Source organism: Flavobacterium sp. GW821-FHT11G01, assembly GCF_058808175.1.
This window is the reverse complement of record NZ_JBXARK010000007.1, coordinates 141,450-164,773: the sequence shown is the minus strand read 5'-3', so window position 1 is coordinate 164,773 and position 23,324 is coordinate 141,450. Positions and strand designations below refer to the sequence as shown.

Genomic DNA, 23,324 nt, shown 5'->3' with positions numbered 1-23,324 from the left:
GCAGTGTAGAATTTGGAAATCATGAGTAAAGCAGAACGAACTAGACAATTTATAATTGAAACGTCGGCGCCTCTTATTAATAAGAAAGGCATGGCAGGGACTTCATTGAGTGATATTATGCAGGCTACAAAATTGGCTAAAGGCGGTATCTACGGTAATTTTGAGAATAAAGAGGAAATCTGTATGGAATCTTTTATATATCTAAGAACACAGTTAGCCTCCAAATTAGATTTAGCTGTTTCTAAAGGGAAATCTGCAAAAGAAAAACTTTTTAATTTACTGGATGTTTATGGCAATGGCAAAAACATGTTAGAAGGTTGTCCAATTCTAAATTTTGGAGTAGAAGCCGATGATACAAATCCGATGATGAAAGAACAGGTAAAAAAAGCAATTCTTTCAGCTCAGAAAAGGTTTTATACTATAATTGAAGGGGGGATTCAGAATAAAGAATTATCCGCAGAAATAAACCCCGGACATTTTAGTATTAAAGCTTTTGCTATGATAGAAGGCGGTATTTTGTGTCGAAAAGTATTAGGGAATAATGATCAAATGAATATCGTAGTAGATAGCATCAAAAATGAATTTGAAAGATATGTTTTATAACATATTTTTTTTAAACAATTTTAGACCAATCGGTCTATTTTATTAATAATTAATTTTACAAAATGAAAAATTTACAAGAAAACCATAAAGGTTTCAGCACGTTACTAGCTCTGGCACTTATACCGTTATCCGGATTTGCAACAGATATTTATTTGCCATCACTTCCTGCCATGGCAAAAGATTTAAATGTTTCGGCAGGCGCCATTCAGCTTTCATTAGTTTTTTTTATGTTCAGTTTGGGTGTAAGCCAGATTTTTATAGGCAGTATATTGGATAGTTTTGGACGTTTTAAAATCAGTATTGCTTCATTGGCTGTCTTTTCAGTAACAAGTTTTGTTATTGCTTTTGTACCAAGTATCTATGTTATATATGCCATGCGTGTAATTCAGGGAATTGCAATTGCCTTTATTGTAGTCTCGAAACGTGCTTATTTTGTAGATCTGTATTCTGGTGACAAATTAAAAAGTTATATCAGTTTGTTTTCTATCATTTGGGCTTGTGCGCCTATCATGGCTCCATTTTTAGGAGGTTATCTGCAAAGTTTATTCGGCTGGAGATCTAACTTTTACTTTCTTGGCGGACTATCATTACTTTTTTTGATTTTGGAACTTCTATATAGTGGAGAAACTATAAAATATTTTCATCCATTTAAATTTAAATCTATTGCACAAACCTATTCAGGTATGCTAAAAACAGCAGATTTTACATTAGGAATTGTAGTTCTTGGTATTTGTTTTGGATTAGTCGTGATATACAATTTAGTTAGTCCTTTTATAATTGAACGTGTATTTGGTTATTCTGCAATTACAACAGGTTATAGTTCATTATTGTCTGGTTTATCTGTTATGACTGGTGGAATTATTGCCAAATCTCTTATCCATAAACCTTTAGTAAAAAAAGTAACAATCGCCGTTTCTCTGCAGCTTACTTTAGTATTATTAATGATTTTTACATCACAATTTGTGAGTAATATTTATACTGTTATTGGTTTTACAATGGGACTAAATGTTTGTGGAGGTTTTATATTTAATATTATTTACGGTTATTGCCTAAGCCGCTTTTCAAAAAATGCAGGTATAGCAAGCGGACTTACAGGTGGTGCTACATACATGGTAAGTTCTGTTTTTAGCTATGGATTCGTTAATTTATATGCCGTTAAAAGTCAATTATTGCTTGGATTTGCAAACATATCTTTGATCTTAATTATCGCTTTAATTTTTATGGCTTTCAATAGATATAGAGCACTCCATGTTGCAACTGAATAATTTTGTACATTAGCTACTAACACAATTTTATTAAAACACACACAGATGCCTTGGGATCCCGAAATATATAATAAGTTCAAAAATATTCGCTATCAGCCTTTTTATGATTTAATTGATTTTATTCAACCGATGGATGAAATGAAAGCAATTGATTTAGGATGCGGTACTGGTGAACAAACAGCTATTTTGGCAGATCGATTTTCAGATGCCAATTTTCTTGGTGTTGATTCTTCTGCAGAAATGTTAGAAAAATCAAAATCGTTAGAAACCAATAATCTGCATTTTCGTAAAGCAACTACAGAAGAAACAATAAATTCTGGCGAAAAATGGGATTTGATTTTTAGCAACGCTGCTTTGCAATGGTCGGATGATCATGAAATATTGTTTCCTAAATTGATCGAATTGATTAATCCGAAAGGACAGTTTGCAGTACAAATGCCTTTTCAGCCAGGAAACAAACTCAATATAATTCTTTCTGAATTAGTTGATGAAGAACCTTTTAAATCTTATTTAAATGGATATAAAAGAGATTCACCGGTTTTAAGTATTGATGCCTACGCGCAAATTCTTTTTGACGGCGGACTTCAGGATCTTCAGCTTCAGCAAAAAGTATATCCCATAATTGCCAATGATCATGAAACTCTTTATAATTTTATTTCAGGTTCTGCCCTGATACCTTATATAGAAAAGCTTGAAGCAGATCAGGCAGCACTTTTTATAAAAATATTTAAAGAAAGAATAGCAATACATTTTCCGAAACTTCCAGCAATTTATTCTTTTAAAAGAGTATTGCTTTACGGAAGAAAAGATTAAAAAAAATTAAAAAAAGAGTTTCAAATTTCATTGGAGCTCTTTTTTTTTTATGGTTGGGTCAAATAAATAGTAACTTAAATTGAAAATATTTTTTCTTCTTTTTCAAGCAATAATAAATTCAATTATTGCTCAACTCGATGAAATTAAGCTGATCAAAAATGTCTGTAAGGAAAACTATAAATAAGTGTTTGTATATAATTTTAAGCTGAATTTATTTTAAAAAATAACAATTCCCTCTTGATATATTTCAAAATATATTGTTCTTTTGCGCTTTAATTTAGAATCAGTTTAAATAAATATAAAGCATGAAAATACCATTACTATTAATTTCCGATTTTATAAAATTTTCAAATAAAAAAATAGCAGGTTTACAAACGGCATCAGCACTTTTGCTACTGATGTCTCTATTATTTACTTCTGGATCTGTTATGGCTCAGACATCAGCTGCAGGCTCAATTTCGGGTAGCGTAATTACAAATGACGGAAATGCGAGTCAGGGTGTAATTGTGAAACTAATCGAATTAAACAAGAACGCAGTAACGAATTCGGCAGGTAATTTTGAGTTTAAAAAAGTACCATTCGGAAAATATACTTTAGAAGTTACCATGTCTGGTTATGAATCTTCTACAGAAACTGTTGAAATCACAGAACAAACTCCATCGGTTTCAGTTGATATCAAAGTAAATTCATCTGTTCAAAATCTGGAAGATGTAGTAATTCGTACAGGAGGAAATCGTTTTGCCAAAAAAGAGAGTTTTGATGTTGCCAAAATGCCTTTAAAAAACATTGAAAATTCACAAGTTTATATCGTCGTAAGTAAGGAATTAATGAAAGAGCAGGTTGTAACAGATTACAATAGTGCTTTTAAAAATGTTCCCGGAGCCGGTATCGCCGAAGTGAGAAATCAGGGTCGTACGACTTCTATGTCAAGAGGTTTTCCAACTCCGCAAGTAGTTAGAAACGGTGTTGGAAGTTTTACTTACACTACAATTGATCCTTCCAATTTAGAGCGTATTGAGGTTATCAAAGGACCATCTGCAACACTTTTTGGAAGTACATTATCATCATTTGGAGGTTTATTTAATCGTGTTACGAAAAAGCCTTTTGATACTTTTAAAGGTGAAGTTTCCTATTCTGCAGCAAGTTGGGATTTAAACCGATTAACTTTTGATGTTAATACGCCACTAAATGAGGATAAAACAGCTTTGTTCAGAATCAACACGGCTTTGCATAGCGAAAGAAGTTTTCAGGATGCCGGATTCAACAAAAATTTTTCAATTGCACCAAGTTTCTCATACGCAATCAATGACATGTTAACACTTTTAATCGATGCAGAATTTAGTATGTACAAAGCAACTTCGCCAACCAGATTGGCTCCGTTTGTGGTAGCAAATACACAAAGCAGTATTGAGGAACTTAATATTCCTTATAAATTATCTTTTGCCAATAACACCATCAATTATACAAGTCAGCAATACAATATTTTTGCACAGTTAATGTATAAAATGTCTGATGAATGGACTTCTCAAACTATTTTATCAAGAACAAGATCGTCATCTGATGGTTATGTAGTCGCTTTGCAAATGAGGTCTGCTACAACTTTAAGACAACAGGTAACCTATCAGGAATCACCGTTTTATGGAACAGATATTCAGCAAAATTTTATTGGAAAATTTAATATTGGCAAGCTGAAAAACAGAGTAGTAGCCGGTCTGGATTTTTACAGTTTACGTGCTACAAGAAACGATGCGATAGTTAATATGCCGGCAATGGATTATAAGAAGCCAGGTGCAGCTTATGATAATTTTAATATCCAAAAAGTAGAACCAATGTTTGCCAATGCTACTTTTACCAATTTTGTATCTAACGATGAAGATACTTATAGCGCTTATGTTTCTGATGTTTTAAATGTAACCGACAAATTATTAGTAATGGGTGGTGTTCGTATTGATAAATATGAGAATCACGGTACCTATTATCCTAGCAAGGACTCTATTGCTGGAAATTATAATCAGACTGCGGTTTCTCCAAAATTTGGAGTAGTGTACCAAATTGTAAAAGATAAAGTAGCAGCTTTTGGTAATTATATGAATGGATTTAGTAATGTTTCTGGTTCTGATTTCAATGGTAATACTTTCAAACCAAATCAGGCGAATCAATGGGAAGGTGGTTTTAAATTTGATCTTAATAAAATATCAGCTACGCTAAGTTATTATGACATTGCCGTGACTAACATAACACGTGATGATCCGGATCATGTTAACTATTCAATTCAGGATGGAACGCAGGTTAGTAAAGGTTTTGAAGCCGAATTGATTGCCAATCCAATTTCAGGATTAAATATTGTGGCAGGTTATACCTATAATGATAGTAAATACGAAAAGAGCAATGCAAGTGTTCAGGGTTTACGACCAGCTACCGCAGGATCTCCGAGAACAGCTAATTTATGGGCAAGTTACAGACTGGTAACGGGTCGCGCGCAAGGTTTAGGAATTGGTTTTGGAGGTATTTACGGAAGTGAATATTATCAGACCAACACAACGACTTTTAAATTCTCAATTCCGTCTTATACGGTTTTAGATGCTTCTCTTTTTTATGATCAGCCAAAATATAGAATTGGTCTTAAAATTGACAACTTAACAAATGAAAAATATTGGTCTTACAGGCTTGCAGCCCAAAATCCAACGCGTGTTACCGCAAATGTGACATTTAAATTTTAGGTTTTTTATTGCTGTTAAGATTATCTAAGAATACATAAAAGGGATTAATTCATCACAAATGAATTAATCCCTTTTTATTTTTATCAATAATAACAAGCTGATTTTTAGATTTTATTGTTGTTGCGTATTTCTTTAAGTTTCTATTTATGCTTTTTGCCGAAGGTTACAAGTCATCTGTCGAATTTTTAATTGTTTAGAATATGTAATACATAATTTTATCCTGATTAATTAAATGACAACACACAAATGATTAAAGAAACCATCAATTTTAAAGAAGCAGGAAAGTTTGAAGAAACCCGTTTTGAGAAGATTCATAATGTAATTTTTGAATCATCTCAGGAAGCTTCGATATTAGTAGCTCAGGAAATTGCTAACATTATTCAGAGAAAAGAAGAGCTGAACGAACCTTGTGTTTTAGGGTTAGCAACAGGATCTTCACCTATAAAAGTATACGAAGAATTAGTACGACTTCATAAAGAAGAAGGTTTGAGTTTCGCAAATGTGGTGACCTTTAATTTAGATGAATATTATCCAATGGATAAAAACAATATTCAGAGTTACTGGCACTTTATGCATGAACATCTTTTTAATCATGTTGATATTCTTCCTCAAAATGTTAATATTCCTGACGGAAATGTGAGTGCCGAAGATCTTCAGCAATATTGTATTGACTATGAAATGAAAATTAAAGATTACGGCGGACTTGATTTTCAACTTTTAGGAATTGGTAGAACTGGTCATATTGGATTTAATGAACCTGGATCTCACGTAAATTCAGGAACCAGAAGTATTACATTGGATCACCTTACCCGTGTTGATGCTGCATCTTCGTTTTTAGGTATTGATAATGTACCCAGAAAAGCCATTACAATGGGAATTGGCACTGTAAAAAATGCCAAAAGAATTGTATTGTTAGGATGGGGAATCAGTAAAGCTGAAATCATTAAAAAGACAATTGAAGGCGAAATTTCTTCAAGAGTACCGGCAACTTATCTGCAACAGCACAACAATACTACATTTGTTTTAGATACAGAAGCTTCGTCAGAATTAACGAGAGTAAAAACGCCCTGGTTAGTAAAATCGGTAATCTGGACAGAAGAATTAAAATTAAAAGCTGTGGCTTGGTTAAGCGAACTGACTCAAAAGCCTTTCCTTAAACTGACTGACAAAGATTATAACGATAACGGAATGTCGAGCGTTTTGACTGAAGAAGGTACTGCTTATCATTTAAACATTAAGATGTTTAATAAAATGCAGCAAACTATTACAGGCTGGCCGGGAGGAAAACCAAATGCAGACGATACGTACAGACCAGAACGTGCAACTCCGGAAAGAAAAAGAATTATCATTTTTAGTCCACATCCGGATGATGATGTTATTTCGATGGGAGGAACTTTTGACCGATTGGTAGAGCAAGGGCATGATGTTCATATTGCGTATCAAACCTCAGGAAATATTGCAGTTTCAAATGAAGAAGCATTAAAATTTGCTGAGATTTCAAAAGCGTTGAATAGCAATTCAGTGGAATCTGAAAATATTATCAACTTCTTGAAAAACAAAAAAAGCAATGATATTGATTCATTAGAAGTGAGAAAGCTAAAAGGTTTGATCAGAAGAAGTGAATCTCTCGCCGCTACACGTTATTTAGGATTACCGGATTCAAATGTAAATTTTCTGGATCTTCCTTTTTATGAAACCGGAACAGTTAAGAAAAATAATCTTGGCGAAGCAGATATCGAAATTATGTGTGATATAATCGAAAGAATTAAACCACACCAAATTTATGCCGCCGGAGATTTAGCAGATCCACACGGAACGCATAAAGTATGTCTGGACAGTTTATTTGAAGCTTTAAAACGATTAAAAAACAAAAGTTATATGGATGACTGCTGGGTTTGGTTGTACAGAGGAGCGTGGCATGAATGGGAATCGTACCAAATTGAAATGGCGGTTCCAATGAGTCCGGATCAGGTGCTTAAAAAACGTCATGCTATTTTCTATCACCAGTCACAAAAAGACGGCGTTATGTTTCAGGGAGATGACAGTAGAGAATTCTGGGTAAGAGTAGAAGACAGAAACAGATTAACAGCTGAAAAATATCACGCTTTAGGATTAGCAGATTACTCGGCTATCGAAGCTTTTAAACGTTATTATTTCTAGATTGATTAAAAATATAATAAACTATTTTCATGTGGTTTATTTGGTGGTTAGTTACCAACTTGAAAATGCAGCCCTGGTAAGGCTGCATTTTTTTATTTGTTAAATGTTATACGTGAAATGTTAGAAGTTTTGCGCGATCTTGTCATCCTGACGAAGGAAGGATCACACTAGTGGCTCGACAAAGATTGGCGACTTTGTTTTAAATAGAAGAATTCAAAATTCTTTGTTTTACATGCTCCATATACGATCTGCCAATTACATACCTAAGGCCTTCAATTTCAATACTGTTTCCTTCAACGGCGTCGATTTTGTCAATGGCAATGGTGTACGATCTGTGGATTCTTAAAAAATTTCTTTCGGGAAGTAAATCGGTGAAATCTGATAAGGTGCTGTGAATAATGTACTTGCCAGTTAGGGTATTTATTTTCAGATAATCTTTTAAGCTTTCAATGACTAAAATTTCATTAAAGAAAATCTTCTTCATTCTCTTTTTATCAATTTTCACAAAAATAAATGGACTTTCTGGATTGATTTCCTGCGGACTATTGTTTTTATTTTCAAGTCTTTTACTTACTTTGTTTAAAGCTTTCATCAATCTCGGAAATTCAATCGGTTTAACCAGATAATCTAAAACATCTAATTCGTAAGTTTCGATTGCAAATTGGCTATAAGCGCTGGTAATAATAAGTAAAGGTGGATTTTCGAGGCTTTTTATAAAATTGATACCATCAAGAACAGGCATATTAATATCCAGAAAAATCACATCAACAGTATTATTTTTCAAAAAATTTAAACCTTCTATTGGATTACTAAAAGTGTTTATTACCTCAAAATTTTCAATTGGCTCTAAATAATTTTTAATGACATTAATTGCCAATGGTTCATCATCTATGATTAAACAATTTATTTTCATCTTTATAAATATTATTTTTTGAGCGAAATAATTTTAGTGGTATTTTTTAAACTAAGCTGTATTAAGCGACTTTAATTTTAAGCTTCACGACAAAAATATTCTTTTTATTTTTAAAAGAAAGTTTGTATTCCTTTTTATTATAACCTAATTCAAGTCTTTTTTTTACATTTTCAATTCCTATACCACTTGACTGGTTAAAATTGTCTGTATGTTGCGTAATTTCTGGCATTGGGTTAGAAATCGTAAAATGCAGATAATCGTCTTTTACCTTAAAATCAATATTAATTATTACTTTTCCTGTGTTTCTGTTTACACCATGTTTAAAAGCGTTTTCAATAAAAGTCAATAAAATTATGGGAGCAATTTCCTTATCATGAATATCTCCTGAAATAGACATATTTACTTCTAATCGGTCATCATTTCTAATGCGCTCCAGATCCAGATAATTTTGAATACAGAGTATTTCATTTTCTAATGTTTGTCTTTTGCTTTTGGTATCATAAAGCATGTAACGCATTAATTCAGAAAGTTTTATAACGACTTTTGGTGTTTTGTTTGATTTTTCTACAGATAAAGAATAAATGTTATTCAACGTATTAAAGAAGAAATGCGGAGAAATTTGAGACTTCAAAAAAAGTAATTCTGTTTCTAATTGTGATTTTTCAAGATCGGTAACTCTTTTTTGTTCTTTCAAAAAATCGAAGGTTATTTTAATTGCTGCCACAAAAGTGATAACATATAATTCTCCCATCATCATTTCAATGGTATAATTGAGTGTCAGTTTGGTTATAACTTCTGGTCCTTCGGGCCAAACATTATGTGCTATTAATAAATAGGTAAGATTGTATTTAATTATAACCATCAGGAAAATAGAAGACAGAATTGCGAGTACATACAAGATGTACTTTTTTCTATAAACCAGAAAAGGCATAAAAACCAAAATATTCAAATAACATAACGTCATATGAATAGGAAAACCAAGCAAATTTGTTTTTAAGGAATACCAGTAATCGTCAAAATAACTTCCCCATCGAAAAGTGTTAAATAAAAAGTAAGTAAGCCAAAAAAGGACATGATAACGCAGCGGTATACGATAAAGTTTGCCAGAACTGAAATTCATAATAAGAGTGTTTTTTGTGACTTTTTTTGATGTTTATCTTCGTTTATATGTCGTCCGTCTAAAATAGTTTTCCTAAAAATCAAATTTGTTTAGATTTAGAGTTAAATTAAGATTGTTTTTATCTGAAGAAATCGGTCTTTTATTTTATTGCCAATTCTGATTGCAAGTTGTAAAATAAAAGTGTACAAAAATAAAAGTCGGTAAGATTTTTTTAAATCCCGTTTTCTTCACTAAATCAATCTAGGTATAAAATAATGAAATCATGTTAACGAAGAAACAATATCGCATCATCAACAAATTTTTCCTCAGGATTCTGAAATCAATGTAAAATGAGTTCCATATAGCGATTCACCAAAAAATAACCAGTACGCAAAAACCTAAAATAAATTAACTAACCAATAAATAACAATAAAAATTAATGGATATCATTGACGTATCGATCATCGTAGCCTATATTCTGCTTTCAGTAGGAATAGGAATTTGGATTTCAAGAAAAGCATCAAAAGGATTAGATGATTATTTCCTTGGCGGAAAAACAATCAAATGGTATTTTTTAGGTTTAAGTAACGGTTCCGGAATGTTTGATGTTTCAGGAACTTCCTGGATGATTGGCGTTCTGTTTTTATATGGTGTAAAAAGTTTCATGTTTATGTGGCTTTGGCCAATTTGGAATCAGATTTTTGTAATGATGTTCCTCGCAGTCTGGATTCGAAGATCAAAAGTAATGACAGGTTCTGAATGGATTTTAACCCGTTTTGGAAACGACAGAGCCGGAAAAGCATCGCATATTATTGTGGCTATTTTTGCCATCATTTCTACAATTGGTTTTATCGCTTATTTCTTTGAAGGAATCGGGAAATTCATCACTATTATTCTTCCCTGGGATTTAACGCTTCAATATGGAGATTTAATTCTATTGACATCAGAGCGATCTTATGCTTTGATAATTATATTTTTAACTACAATTTACACGGTTAAAGGCGGAATGTTTTCTGTTGTTGCAACAGAAGTAGTGCAATATTTAATTATGATTATTGCCAGTGTTTTGATCGCCGGTTATGCTTTTGTGAATTATACAGATATTCAGATTAATTCAGTTATTACGGAAGAATGGAAAAATGTTTTCTTCGGATGGCAGTTTGAAACCCAATGGAGTGAAAAGTTTCAGACCTTCAATAATTTAATTGATTCTGAAGGTTATAAAATGTTTGGAGCTTTTATCGGCATGACATTGTTTAAAGGCTTCTTTGCCAGTGTTGCCGGACCAACGCCGAGTTATGATTTACAAAGAATTCTCTCTACAAAATCAGTAAAAGAAGCAGCTTATATGAGCGGTTTCACCAACTTGATTTTGTTCATTCCAAGATATTTATTAATCACAGGAATTGTGGTAATTGCTTTGATCAATCTTGCACCGGAATTAAATGCGAATACAGGTTTAACCGGAGCCGATTTAGAATTATTAATGCCTAAAGTGGTTAATTTATATTTACCAGTCGGAATAAAAGGACTTTTACTTGCGGGTTTATTGGCGGCGTTTATGTCCGGATTCTCGGCTTTTGTAAATGCAGGACCAGCGTATATTGTAAATGATATTTATAAAAAATACTTCAAACCGGTTGCAACCAATGCACATTATATTAAGGTGAGCCAGATTTCTTCTTTCGTGGTGGTTGGTTTAGGAGTTTTCATGGGATTCTTTGCAGATTCTATCAATTCCTTAACCTTATGGATTACCAGCGCTTTGTATGGAGGTTATGTAGCAGCCAATTTTCTAAAATGGATTTGGTGGCGCTTTAACGGCTGGGGTTATTTCTGGGGAATGTTTGCGGGTTTAATTGTCGCTTCTTTACAGTTCGTTTTAGGACAGTATAAAGGAACTTTTACACAAGGATCATTTTTATATGATTTGTCAGAAGTACAGGCTATTTACTTATTTCCGGTAATATTTGGTTTCTCTATTTTAGGTTGTCTTTTGGGAACTTTCTTAAGCAAACCAACTGATATGGATGTGTTAAGATCTTTCTATGCCAATGTTAGGCCGTGGGGATGGTGGAGCCCGGTTTATAAAACATTAAAATTAGAAGATCAGAGTTTCGAAAAGAATAATGATTTCTGGAAAGATATGCTCAATTGTGTTATCGGAATTGTATGGCAGTCGAGTATGATTTTACTTCCGATATACTTCGTTATAAGAGATTATCCAAAAGCGATTATGGCACTTGTAGTATTTTTAGTGACGACAACAATTTTGAAATTTACGTGGCTGGATAAGGTGAGAAGAATTGAAGATTAGATAAGATAGTACTCACAGTTTGTCATCCTGAGGAACGAAGGATCACACACGAAACTCGACAAAGATTGGCGATATAGATTGCGGAGCTTCTAGTGTGATCCTTCGTTCCTCAGGACGACAAGATTGAGAACAAAGCATTATAGAATATAAAAAAATATTAAACGCATAGGACATAGAACTTCAATTGTGAAAAACTAGTTTTCCACACATAGCTATGTTTTTTTCAGCATCTATGTTTCTATGTGTTTTTAAAGAAAAGAATAAATAAAAAACAACAAAACAATATATAAAAAGATGAGCACTATTCCTTGGCAAGACAGACCCGAAAACAGCAACGATGTAATGTGGAGATATTCTGAAAATCCTATTATAGAGAGATATGCTATACCATCGTCAAACAGTATTTTTAACAGTGCAGTTGTTCCTTTTGAAGATGGCTTTGCAGGTGTTTTCAGATGCGATAATAAAGCAGTTCAAATGAATATTTTTGCTGGTTTCAGTAAAAACGGAATCGATTGGGACATTAATCATGAACCAATTGTAATGCAGTCAGGAAATACTGAAATGATCGAATCGGCATACAAATACGATCCTCGTGTTGTTTTTATCGAAGATCGTTACTGGATTACGTGGTGTAATGGATACAACGGACCAACAATCGGAATTGGCTATACTTTTGACTTTAAGGAGTTTTTTCAATGTGAAAATGCCTTTTTACCGTTCAACAGAAATGGAGTTTTGTTTCCACAGAAAATTAACGGAAAATACGCGATGTTAAGCCGTCCGAGTGATAACGGTCATACGCCTTTTGGAGATATTTGGATCAGCTACAGCCCGGATATGAAATATTGGGGAGAACACCGTTTGGTAATGAAACCAACTCCGTTTGAAGACAGCGCGTGGCAGTGTACAAAAGTAGGAGCGGGACCAATTCCAATTCTAACCAACGAAGGCTGGTTAATGATTTATCACGGTGTTATCAATACCTGCAACGGTTTCCGTTATGCAATGGGTTCAGCACTTTTAGATGTCAATTCTCCGGATAAAGTAAAATACAGAACACAACCTTATTTATTAGGACCAGCAGAACTTTATGAAATGGTAGGAGATGTACCAAATGTAGTATTTCCTTGCGCTGCTTTGCACGATACAGAAGAAGATAAATTGGCTGTTTATTATGGTGCTGCTGATACAGTTGTGGCTATAGCATTTGGTAAATTAAGCGAAGTGGTGCAGTTTACAAAAGATAACAGTTTATAGAAAAAATATGCTTTTAAAATCTAAATGTTTAGCGGTTGCTTTAGGAATTCTTTCGATAAATGGCTATTCACAATCGAAAAAAGCTCTTGTGCCAAAAACATATGTAGCTGCTAAAACTTCAACTCCAATTACAATTGACGGAGAGGAAACTGATGCTTCGTGGAATAAAGTAGAATGGACTGCTCTTTTTGAAGATATCTCAAATGATATAAAACCAAAATATGCAACCAAAGTAAAAATGCTTTGGGACGAAACCAACTTTTATATACTGGCAAAAATGGAGGAACCGCATGTTTGGGCCAATTTAAAACAACGTGATACCATTATTTTTTATAACAATGATTTTGAAGTTTTTATAGATCCCGATAGCGACACTTTTAACTATTATGAATTAGAAATTAATGCTTTAAATACAGCTTGGGATCTATTTTTAACAAAACCGTACAGAGAAGATGATAAAGTTGTTGTTAATGACTGGAATATTCCGGGTTTAAAATCCGCAGTAAAAATCAACGGAACATTAAACAATCCAAAAGATACTGATGAAGGCTGGGTTTTAGAAATGGCAATTCCGTGGGCGTCTTACAAAACATCTTATTTTGATCAAAATGTTCCTGTAGATAAATTCTGGAGAGTAAATTTTTCGAGAGTTAATTGGCAGCATGATATTAAAAATGGCAGTTATGAACGCAAGAAAGATGCTGAAGGAAAATTTCTTCCGGAGTACAATTGGGTTTGGTCGCCTATGGGCGTAATCAATATGCATGAACCTGAAAAATGGGGTTATGTTTATTTTTCTTCCAAAGAAGGAAAAGATAGTTTCGAAATTCCGCAGGATGAAAAAGTCAAATGGGAATTATTCACGCTTTACAGAGCTCAAAAAGAATATCAGAACAAAAATAAAACATGGGCAAAATCGATAGCAGATCTTACTAATAAAACAATTACTGTTGATGGAAAAATATTAAAACCAGTACTTGAAAATCACGCATCTGGATTTAATATAGTTGTAAAAAGTCCATTTTCGAATAAAACCTTAATTATAGAAGAAGACGGCAAAATAATATCAAAATAAACCACTATGAAACTACCAAAACTATTACTTTTTTTATTAGCACTTAGTATTTTTTCCTGTACTAAAAAAGAAGAACAAACCACTTTTAAATTTGGTGTCTGGACAACCGCAGACGCTAAAAAATCGGATGCAGATTATACAAAAGAATTCAAAAAATACAAAGAGGGAGGAATTGATGAAGTATTAATAAATACCGGAACTGATCCAAAACTACTAACAAGAATAGCGCCTTTAGCAGCAAAAGAAGGTCTAAAAGTGCATGCCTGGATTATGGCTATGAACAGACCCGGAGATTCAATTGCTTTACAGCATCCGGACTGGTATCAGGTAAGTAAAGAAGGAAAATCTTGTTTCGATAACCGCCCGTATGTAGATTATTATCAATGGTTATGTCCAACAAGAAAAGAATCAAGAGAACACGTTTTACATCTAGTTGAAGAACTGGCAAAAGTTGAAGGTATTGAAAGCGTTCACTTAGATTACATTCGTTTCCCGGACATCTTTTTACCAATTAGTTTATTACCAAAATACAACTTAGTTCAGGACGTAGAATTACCTCAATTTGATTTTTGCTATTGCGACGAATGTGTAAAAGCATTTGAAAAAATACATCATAAAAATCCAAAAACGAGTCACAATACTTCTATCGATATGGAGTGGAAAAACTTCAGACTTAATGCGATACAAGCTGTGGTAAATGATGCGTATAAAATTGTACACAAACACAATAAAAAACTAACGGCAGCAGTTTTTCCTTATCCTGAAATGGCCGATCATATGGTGCGTCAACGTTGGGATAAATGGGATATCGATGAAGTGTATCCAATGATTTATCATAGTTTTTATGATGAAGAAATTGACTGGGTTGGTTATGCAACAAAACAAGGCGTAGCCGATTTACAAGGCAAACAAACGAAAGTTAATACCGGAATTTACATTCCAGGATTAAAATCGGATAAGGAATTAAAAGAAGCCATTTTATTAGCAAAAGAAAATGGTGCCGTTGGAGTTTCTTTTTTTGATGGCGGTGCTTTATCTGAGAGCAATCTAAAAACAATTAAGGAAACAAAAGCAAGTTTAAATAATTAGTAACTTTTATCAAATCCGGATGTCTGTAGTGTTGGTTAATGCAGATATTCGGATTTTGATCTAAAGAACTTTATATTTTTTGTATTCTGAACCATAATAACAATTGTGGTTCTGTTTGTTTTAATATAGTATGAGTTTTTATTTCATAAGAAAGAATGCTTTATTATTTTTCTAACGGAATAAAATTTAAGAATTTACAAGAGTAAAAATCAAAGAATGAAAAAAACTGTATTCATAGCCGCACTCACAATAGTTTCTATATTTTCTGTTCAGGCGCAGGAAAGTATTCCTTTTTGGCAAAATGAAAAAATAAATGAAGAGAACAGAGAGCCTATGCACGCGGCTTATTATGTTTTTGAAAATGAAAAATTAGCAGCTAATAATGACTGGAGATCATCAAAAAACTATTTAGATATTAACGGAGCCTGGAAATTTAAATATGTAGACAGTCCGGCAGCTCTTCCAAAGGAATTTGAAAAAAGCAATTTTAACGATCAATCTTGGGATAATTTTAAAATTCCGGCAAGTTGGGATGTAAACGGTTACGGATTTCCAGTTTACGTAAATACCACTTACGATTTTGATTATTTAATGGCTCCAAACCCGCCATTTGTTCCAACAAAATTTAATCCGACCGGAGTTTACAGAAGAGAAGTTATAATCGATAAATCATGGGAAGGAAAAGATATTTTTCTGCATGTTGGTACAGCAAAATCAAATCTTACAGTTTGGGTTAATGGTGTTTATGTGGGTTATGGTGAAGATGGAAAGTTGCCGTCTGAATTCAACCTAAATAAATATGTAAAAACCGGTAAAAACACGATTGTTTTGCAGGTTATGAAATGGAATGACGGTTCGTATTTAGAATGTCAGGATTTCTGGAGAATGAGCGGAATTACACGTGATTCTTATTTGGTTGCCCGAAATAAAACCCATTTAAAAGATTATGAAATTGTTCCGGATTTAGATGCTTCTTATGTAAACGGAAGCTTGAAAATTTCAACTGAATTTTCCAATTTAAATCAAAAAGACAATTATACTTTAGAGGTTCAATTGAAAGACGGAGATAAAATCATTACCTCAAAAAATAGTTCCGCTTTAAGCGAAAAACAAACCTTCGATTTTGCTGTAAATAACCCGAAGAAATGGAGCGCTGAAATTCCGAATTTATATCAGGTTAATTTTCTTCTGAAAGATAAAAAAGGAAATATTATTGAAGTTATTCGTCAAAATATAGGCTTCAGAAAAGTAGAAATCAAAGACGGACAGCTTTTGGTTAACGGAAAAGCCATTTACATAAAAGGAGTGAATCGTCATGAAACGGATCCGGTAACGGGACAAACAATTTCGAGAGAACGCATGGAACAGGATATTAAAATCATGAAAGAATTTAATATCAATGCCGTGAGAATGTCGCATTATCCAAACGACGAATATTTCTATGAATTATGTGATAAATACGGAATTTATGTAGTCGATGAAGCCAACATAGAGTCGCACGGAATGGGGTATGATATTACCAAAACGTTGGGAAATAAACCCAATTGGGAATTGGCACATTTACAGCGTATGCAACGTATGGTGGAAAGAGACAAAAATCACACTTCAATAATTATCTGGAGTATGGGTAACGAAGCGGGTAACGGTTATAATTTTTATCGAGGTTATTTGTGGATTAAAAACCGCGATAAATCAAGACCCATTCAGTACGAAAGAGCTACCGCGGGCGCCTGGGACGGAAAAGATTTAAAATACGAATGGAATTCGGATATCATTGATCCAATGTACAGTTCTCCGGATAAAATGGAAGAATACATTCTGGCCAATCCAAATCCGTCAAGACCGTATATTTTGTGTGAATATGCACATGCCATGGGGAATTCAATGGGAAATTTTAAAGATTATTGGGATATTATCCGAAAATATCCAAATTTACAAGGAGGTTTCATTTGGGATATGATTGATCAATCGGTTTACAAAACAACGGCAGACGGAACGCGAATTTTAGCTTATGGTGGAGATTTTGGTCCCAAAGACATGAAAAACGACAATAACTTTGTAAACAACGGTGTTTTTACTGTCGAAAGAGAGCCAAATCCGCATGCATTTGAAGTGCGAAATGTCTATCAAAACATCCTGACTTCATGGGAAAATAAAGAGTCAGCAACAATAAAAGTTTACAATGAATTTTCATTTAAAGATTTAAGTAATGTGAGTTTACATTGGAAATTAATTTTGGACGGAAAAGAAGCTGAAAATGGTGTTATTGATAATTTAGAAATAAAACCCAACGAATATAAATCGTATCAAATACCGGTCAATTTAAGCGGAAAACAGTTTCAGGAAGCTTTTATAAATGTGACGTATCATATCAAAGAAGACGAACCGTTTTTACCAAAAGGGTTTCAAATTGCAACAGACCAATTGACATTTAAAGGAAGCTGGAAAAATGATATTAAAATTGAAGGAACTTCAAAAGTATTGGTAGAAAAAAAGGAAAATAGTACCATATTTAAAAGTGATAAAATGGAAATTGCTTTTGATAAGAAAACTGGATTTATAAATGGTTATTCATTCCAAAATCAACCCATTATAAAAGAAGGCTATCAATTGCGTCCTAATTTGTGGAGAGCGCCAAACGATAATGATTTTGGAGCCTATCTGCAGGAAAAACTGAAGGCATGGAAAGAAGCAACAGAAAACCCGACACTTGTAAATTGGTCTTATATTATAACCAAAGACAATAAAATTTTAGTTACGGTAACGTATGATTTACCTCAGGTCCTTTCAAAATTAGTTTTGAATTACGAACTTAGCGCCAACGGAGAATTAGGCGTGAAAGAACAGCTAAACATTGATAAAACAAAAGAACAACCAATGCTGCCAAGATTTGGTATGGAAATAATTGTTCCGAAAGATTTTAGCCAGATGAGTTATTATGGAAGAGGGCCACACGAAAATTACACCGATCGTAATTACAGTTCGCAAGTGGGACTTTACACGCAGACGGTTTCAGAACAGTATTATCCGTATATTCGCCCGCAGGAAACCGGAAATAAAACAGATGTGCGTTGGCTTGAATTATCAAACGATAAATTGAAATTAACCGTAGTATCAGATAATTTATTAGCAGTTACAGCTTTGCACTATTTGAATGAAGATTTAGATGATGGATTGAAAAAAGATCAAAGACACGCAGCCGAATTAAAAGAAAGAGATTTAACCAGTTTAAAAATTGATTACAAACAAATGGGAGTAGGAGGTATCGACAGCTGGCAAGCCTGGCCAATGGAAAAATATCTTTTGAGAGATAAAAACTATCAGTATCAATTTAAAATTACACCATCATTAAAATAATAATATGAGAACATTAAAAGCAGTATTTGTCTTAATCTTCTTAGCCGTTTTAACTGCGGGTTATAGCCAAAAAGGGTACACGGAAAAAGACATTAAAATTATTCCGAAACCAACGCAGATTGTAATCAACAAAGGCACATTTGAATTTTCTAAAAGCACAAAGTTTATTGCGGTAACTGATTTTCAAAAAGAAATCTCCAATGCTCTTATAAGCAAGTTTGAAAAAGCGGGCGGATTTCGTCCTGAATTATCGACCGCTATTCCAAATAACAATTATGTACAATTTAAAGTGGACGAAACTTTAGATAAAGAAGCATATATATTAGAGGTAAATTCAAAATCCATCACCATTACAGCCAAAGGACAAGCCGGTTTTATTTACGGATTAGAAAGTATTCGACAATTGCTTCCGGTTGTTATTGAAAGTAAAAATGTCATTCTGAAGCAAAAATGGCAAATTCCGAATTTGGTCATAAATGATAAACCTCGTTTTCAATGGAGAGGTTTAATGTTAGATTTGTCGCGTCATTTCTTTGATAAAAATTATATTCTGACTACGATAGATCGTTTAGCCATGCATAAAATGAACGTTTTGCATTTGCATTTAGTTGACGATCAGGGATGGAGAATTGAAATTAAAAAATATCCAAAATTAACCGAAGTTGGAGCGTGGAGAGTCAATCAGGAAAATTTATCATGGAACGCGAGACTTGCCACAAATCCGGATGAAAAAGGAACTTACGGTGGATTTTTAACTCAGGAAGAATTAAAAGAAATTGTAAAATATGCTGCTGCAAAAAACGTTGAAATTATTCCTGAAATCGAAATGCCGGCACACGTAAGCAGTGCTATTGCAGCGTATCCCGAATTATCTTGTTTTGATCAGCGTATTGGAGTGCCATCAGGAGGAGTCTGGCCTATTACCGATATTTATTGCGCAGGAAAAGAAACAACATTTGAGTTTTTACAGAATGTAATAGATGAAGTGATTACCATTTTCCCTTCAAAATACATTCATATTGGTGGCGATGAAGCCACTAAAACCAATTGGGAAAAATGTCCGCATTGTCAAAAAAGAATGCAGGAAAATGGTTTGAAAAACACCCATGAATTACAAAGTTATTTTGTAAAAAGAATGGAGAAATACATCAATTCAAAAGGCAAAAAGATAATTGGCTGGGATGAAATATTAGAAGGAGGTTTGGCTCCCGAAGCAACTGTAATGAGCTGGAGAGGTACCAAAGGCGGTATTGAAGCAGCGCAACAAGGTCATGATGTTATTATGACACCGGAATCACCTTGTTATTTTAATTTTTATCAGGGACCTCAAAATGAAGAACCATTGGCTTTCGATGCCTATAATCCATTAAATAAAGTTTACGAATTTGATCCTGTTGTTTCTGGTATGACACCAGAGCAGGCAAAACATGTTTTAGGTGGACAAGCCAATTTATGGGCAGAATTTCTTTCGAGTCCAAGTGCTTCTGAATACATGATTTTTCCAAGATTGGCTGCCTTATCTGAGACTTTATGGAGCCCAAAAGAAAGTCGCAATTGGAATGATTTCACCACAAGATTAACCTCATTATTACAGCATTATAATTATTTAGGTATTAATTACGCAAAAAGCGCTTATTTGGTAACCGCTTCTTCAAGTGCAGATTTAGCTCAAAAAAAGATTAATGTTACACTTAAAAATGAATTTCCAAATCCGGATATTCGCTATGTCATCGGTAATAAACCTTTAGATCAACAGGCTTTAAAATATACAAATCCAATTCCGTTTAACGAATCAACGATTTTAAAAGCTTCTTTATTTCAAAACGATAAACCAGTCGGAAAAACTTTTACCGATACCATCGTTTTTCATAAAGCGGTGGCACATAAAGTTAGTTACCTGACACCATACAACAGCAACTACAAAGGAGATGGGCCTTTTGGAATGGTAAATACAATTCGCGGTTCTAAAAACTTTCATGATGGTCAATGGCAGGCATGGTTAGTTAATGATATGGAAATTGTAATTGATCTTGAAAAACAAGAAAGCATACAGCAGGTAACGGTTGGAACTTTGGAAAGTCAGGGCGCCGGAATCAATTTTCCGATACAAATTAAAGTTTTGGTTTCGAACGACAGTATCAAATATAAAGAAGTTGGAAAAGTGAACAGAACTTATGCAGCAAATCCAATTTCAGAATTAAAAGATTTTAAAATTGATTTTCAAAAACAAAATGCGAGATTTGTAAAAATAATAGCAGTTAATTTAAGAAAGAGTCCGAAAGGAGATAGTTCATGGTTATTTGTTGATGAAATACTGGTGAATTAAAAACGGCTAATAGAAATAAAAGCTAAAATAGAAATGAGAAATAGAACAATCCAAACAGCATGTATTTTTTGCATGCTGTTTTTTAGCATAAGCATTTTTGGGCAACAGCCGGCAGATTTTGTGAATCCGTTGATCGGAACCTCAAATTATGGCGCTGCTTTTCCGGGACCAATTGCACCAAGAGGAATGGCAAGCATTAGTCCGTTTAATGTAGCGGGACCTCAAAATCGACCTTTAGAAAAAGACAGTCAATGGTTGTCTAATCCTTATGTAAATGAAAATACATTTTTGACAGGATTTAGTCAGGTAAATTTAAGTGGCGTAGGCTGTCCTGACTTAGGTGTGCTTTTGCTAATGCCAACAACTGGCGCGATTGAAACCAATCATTTGAAATATGGCTCGACTTACTCTAATGAAGTTGCTAAAACGGCTTATTATAGTGTAAACATTGACAAATACAAGATTAAAGGAGAATTTACGGCTTCGAAAAGAGTCGGAGTCAGCAAATTCACTTTCCCTAAAGGACAATCTAATATTTTACTGAATCTTGGTTTAGGATTGACAAACGAAGAAGGTGCTATGGTAAAAGTGGTTTCATCAACAGAAATTGAAGGAATGCGTTCTGTAGGTTCGTTTTGTTATAATAGTCCTGAAGATGCTTATCCAGTTTATTTTGTGGCCAAATTTTCAAAACCTGCAAATCACTTCGGAGTTTGGAAAAAAACACCAAAATACGAAGGTGTTGAAGCACAATGGATGGGTTACAATGGTAAAACCCGAATGATGAAAAATACCGTTAAAACGGTTGTTGGAGATAGCATTGGAACTTATTTTACTTATGAATTTGATAAAAAAGAAACAGTTGAAGTTAAAATCGGAGTTTCTTATGTAAGTATCGAAAATGCCCGTGAAAATTTAGAAAAAGAAACCGGGAATAAATCATTTGATGCTGTTTATAAAGAAACATATGAGGAATGGAACAAGGAGCTTTCTAAAATTTTAGTCGAAGGTGGCTCGTATCAGGATAAAGTTATTTTTTATACCGCATTGTATCACACTTTAATTCATCCAAATACTCTAAATGATGTTAATGGAGAATATCCCCAAATAAAAAGAACCAAGATTGGAAAAACCACAGACACGCGCTATACCGTATTTTCTTTGTGGGATACTTATCGAAATATGTATCCGTTAACGTCTTTAGTTTATCCGAAACAACAATCTGATATGATAAAAAGCATGTTGGAAATGTATGATGAAAACGGCTGGTTGCCAAAATGGGAATTAAATTCAACAGAAACATTTACAATGGTTGGCGATCCGGCCAGTATTGTTATTGTAGATGCCTGCTTAAAAGGAATTCAGGATTTTGATATTTACAAAGCCTACCATGCCATGTTAAAAGGTGCCGACCAAATTGAAGAAAATCCGTTGCGTCCCGGGCTTAAAGAATATCTTGACAAAGGATATTTATCAACCAATTACCCTGGGCCTGTTTCTACAACGCTTGAATATAATACTTCAGATTATGCGATTTCACTTTTAGCGAAAGCTTTAGGTGAAAAAGAAGATTATAAGCGTTTTACCAAACGTTCCTTATCGTATCAAAAATTGTATGACAAGAATTTAAAATTACTTCGACCAAGAACTGCTACTGACAATTGGTACGAACCTTTTGATCCTGTAGCCGGAGCAAATTTTCAGGCCAATGTTGGCTTTATTGAAGGCAATGCGTGGCAATATGCTTTTATGGTGCCACATGATATAAGAGGTTTGATAAAATTAATGGGCGGTGATAAACCTTTCTCGGATCAATTACAAAAAGTTTTTGATATCAAACAATTTGATATGGCAAACGAGCCGGATATTGCTTATCCTTATTTGTTCAATTACATAAAAGGCGAGGAGTGGAAGAGTCAGGAAATGGTACAGAAATTAGTGAGAGAATATTTCAAAAATGAACCAAAAGGGTTACCTGGAAATGACGATACAGGAACGATGTCGGCGTGGCTGGTATATTCTATGATGGGATTCTACCCAATATCACCGGGAGATCCAATTTATACTATTACAACGCCAATGTTTGATAAAATAACGATTCAGTTGGATTCAAAATATTATAAGAAAGAAAATATTGTAATTGAGAGAGAAAAGAATACGGAAGGAAAAATTAAAGAAATTCAGTTAAATGGAAAAGCCTTAAATAGTTTCTTTATTTCGCATGATGATTTTGTAAACGGAACAACGCTGAAAGTGATTCAGGAATAATATATCAATATTTTAAAATAGGCTGTTTTTTACTCGCGTTAGCAGTGAAAAAGATTTAT

At 33.7% G+C, this 23,324-nt stretch carries 14 protein-coding genes; 12 read left to right on the top strand and 2 right to left on the bottom strand.

Annotation, left to right across the window (positions count from 1 at the left end; translation table 11 throughout):
• The first annotated feature begins 21 nt into the window (after positions 1 to 21).
• The 5 genes from AC1RRN_RS14135 to nagB all read left to right on the top strand — a co-directional run bounded on the left by AC1RRN_RS14135 (position 22) and on the right by nagB (position 7,561).
• Positions 22 to 603 (top strand): TetR/AcrR family transcriptional regulator, encoded by a 582-nt coding sequence (locus AC1RRN_RS14135; protein ID WP_492967908.1) that lies wholly within the window; start codon positions 22 to 24, stop codon positions 601 to 603.
• Between the two features lie 62 nt (positions 604 to 665).
• The gene (locus AC1RRN_RS14130; RefSeq protein WP_492967907.1) at positions 666 to 1,868 is read left to right on the top strand and encodes an MFS transporter; all 1,203 of its coding nucleotides are present in this window, start codon (positions 666 to 668) and stop codon (positions 1,866 to 1,868) included.
• A 45-nt stretch (positions 1,869 to 1,913) separates the two neighbouring features.
• The gene (locus tag AC1RRN_RS14125; RefSeq protein ID WP_492967906.1) at positions 1,914 to 2,681 is read left to right on the top strand and encodes a methyltransferase domain-containing protein; all 768 of its coding nucleotides are present in this window, start codon (positions 1,914 to 1,916) and stop codon (positions 2,679 to 2,681) included.
• A gap of 305 nt (positions 2,682 to 2,986) precedes the next feature.
• Positions 2,987 to 5,401 (top strand): TonB-dependent siderophore receptor, encoded by a 2,415-nt coding sequence (locus AC1RRN_RS14120; protein ID WP_492967905.1) that lies wholly within the window; start codon positions 2,987 to 2,989, stop codon positions 5,399 to 5,401.
• A gap of 246 nt (positions 5,402 to 5,647) precedes the next feature.
• On the top strand, positions 5,648 to 7,561 hold the full coding sequence (gene nagB, locus AC1RRN_RS14115; RefSeq protein WP_492967904.1) for a glucosamine-6-phosphate deaminase: 1,914 nt from the start codon (positions 5,648 to 5,650) through the stop codon (positions 7,559 to 7,561).
• Between the two features lie 199 nt (positions 7,562 to 7,760).
• Here nagB and AC1RRN_RS14110 read toward each other — a convergent pair whose 3' ends face one another.
• Positions 7,761 to 8,474 carry a LytR/AlgR family response regulator transcription factor gene (locus AC1RRN_RS14110; protein ID WP_492967903.1) on the bottom strand — a complete coding sequence of 238 codons (714 nt, stop codon included), beginning with the start codon at positions 8,472 to 8,474 and terminating at the stop codon, positions 7,761 to 7,763.
• 61 nt (positions 8,475 to 8,535) lie between these two features.
• A complete protein-coding gene (locus AC1RRN_RS14105; RefSeq protein ID WP_492967902.1) occupies positions 8,536 to 9,594 on the bottom strand; it encodes a sensor histidine kinase in 1,059 nt (352 codons plus the stop codon).
• Between the two features lie 418 nt (positions 9,595 to 10,012).
• Here AC1RRN_RS14105 and AC1RRN_RS14100 point away from each other — a divergent pair, with 418 nt between their 5' ends.
• The 7 genes from AC1RRN_RS14100 (at position 10,013) to AC1RRN_RS14070 (ending at position 23,265) form a co-directional block, all read left to right on the top strand.
• Positions 10,013 to 11,890, top strand: coding sequence for a sodium:solute symporter family protein (locus AC1RRN_RS14100; RefSeq protein ID WP_492967900.1), 1,878 nt, complete (start codon positions 10,013 to 10,015; stop codon positions 11,888 to 11,890).
• A gap of 294 nt (positions 11,891 to 12,184) precedes the next feature.
• Positions 12,185 to 13,150, top strand: a complete 966-nt coding sequence (locus tag AC1RRN_RS14095; protein ID WP_492967899.1) for a glycoside hydrolase family 130 protein — start codon at positions 12,185 to 12,187, stop codon at positions 13,148 to 13,150.
• Between the two features lie 7 nt (positions 13,151 to 13,157).
• Entirely contained in the window at positions 13,158 to 14,225 is a 1,068-nt protein-coding gene (locus AC1RRN_RS14090; protein ID WP_492967898.1) for a carbohydrate-binding family 9-like protein, read from the top strand.
• Between the two features lie 6 nt (positions 14,226 to 14,231).
• On the top strand, positions 14,232 to 15,314 hold the full coding sequence (locus tag AC1RRN_RS14085) for a putative glycoside hydrolase (protein ID WP_492967897.1): 1,083 nt from the start codon (positions 14,232 to 14,234) through the stop codon (positions 15,312 to 15,314).
• Between the two features lie 216 nt (positions 15,315 to 15,530).
• On the top strand, positions 15,531 to 18,671 hold the full coding sequence (gene lacZ / locus AC1RRN_RS14080) for a beta-galactosidase, LacZ type (protein WP_492967896.1): 3,141 nt from the start codon (positions 15,531 to 15,533) through the stop codon (positions 18,669 to 18,671).
• A 4-nt stretch (positions 18,672 to 18,675) separates the two neighbouring features.
• Positions 18,676 to 20,997: a beta-N-acetylhexosaminidase gene (locus AC1RRN_RS14075; RefSeq protein WP_492967895.1), complete on the top strand. Its 2,322-nt coding sequence runs from the start codon at positions 18,676 to 18,678 to the stop codon at positions 20,995 to 20,997.
• A gap of 33 nt (positions 20,998 to 21,030) precedes the next feature.
• Complete coding sequence (locus tag AC1RRN_RS14070) at positions 21,031 to 23,265, top strand: GH92 family glycosyl hydrolase (RefSeq protein WP_492967894.1); 2,235 nt, start codon at positions 21,031 to 21,033, stop codon at positions 23,263 to 23,265.
• Positions 23,266 to 23,324: the final 59 nt, after the last annotated feature.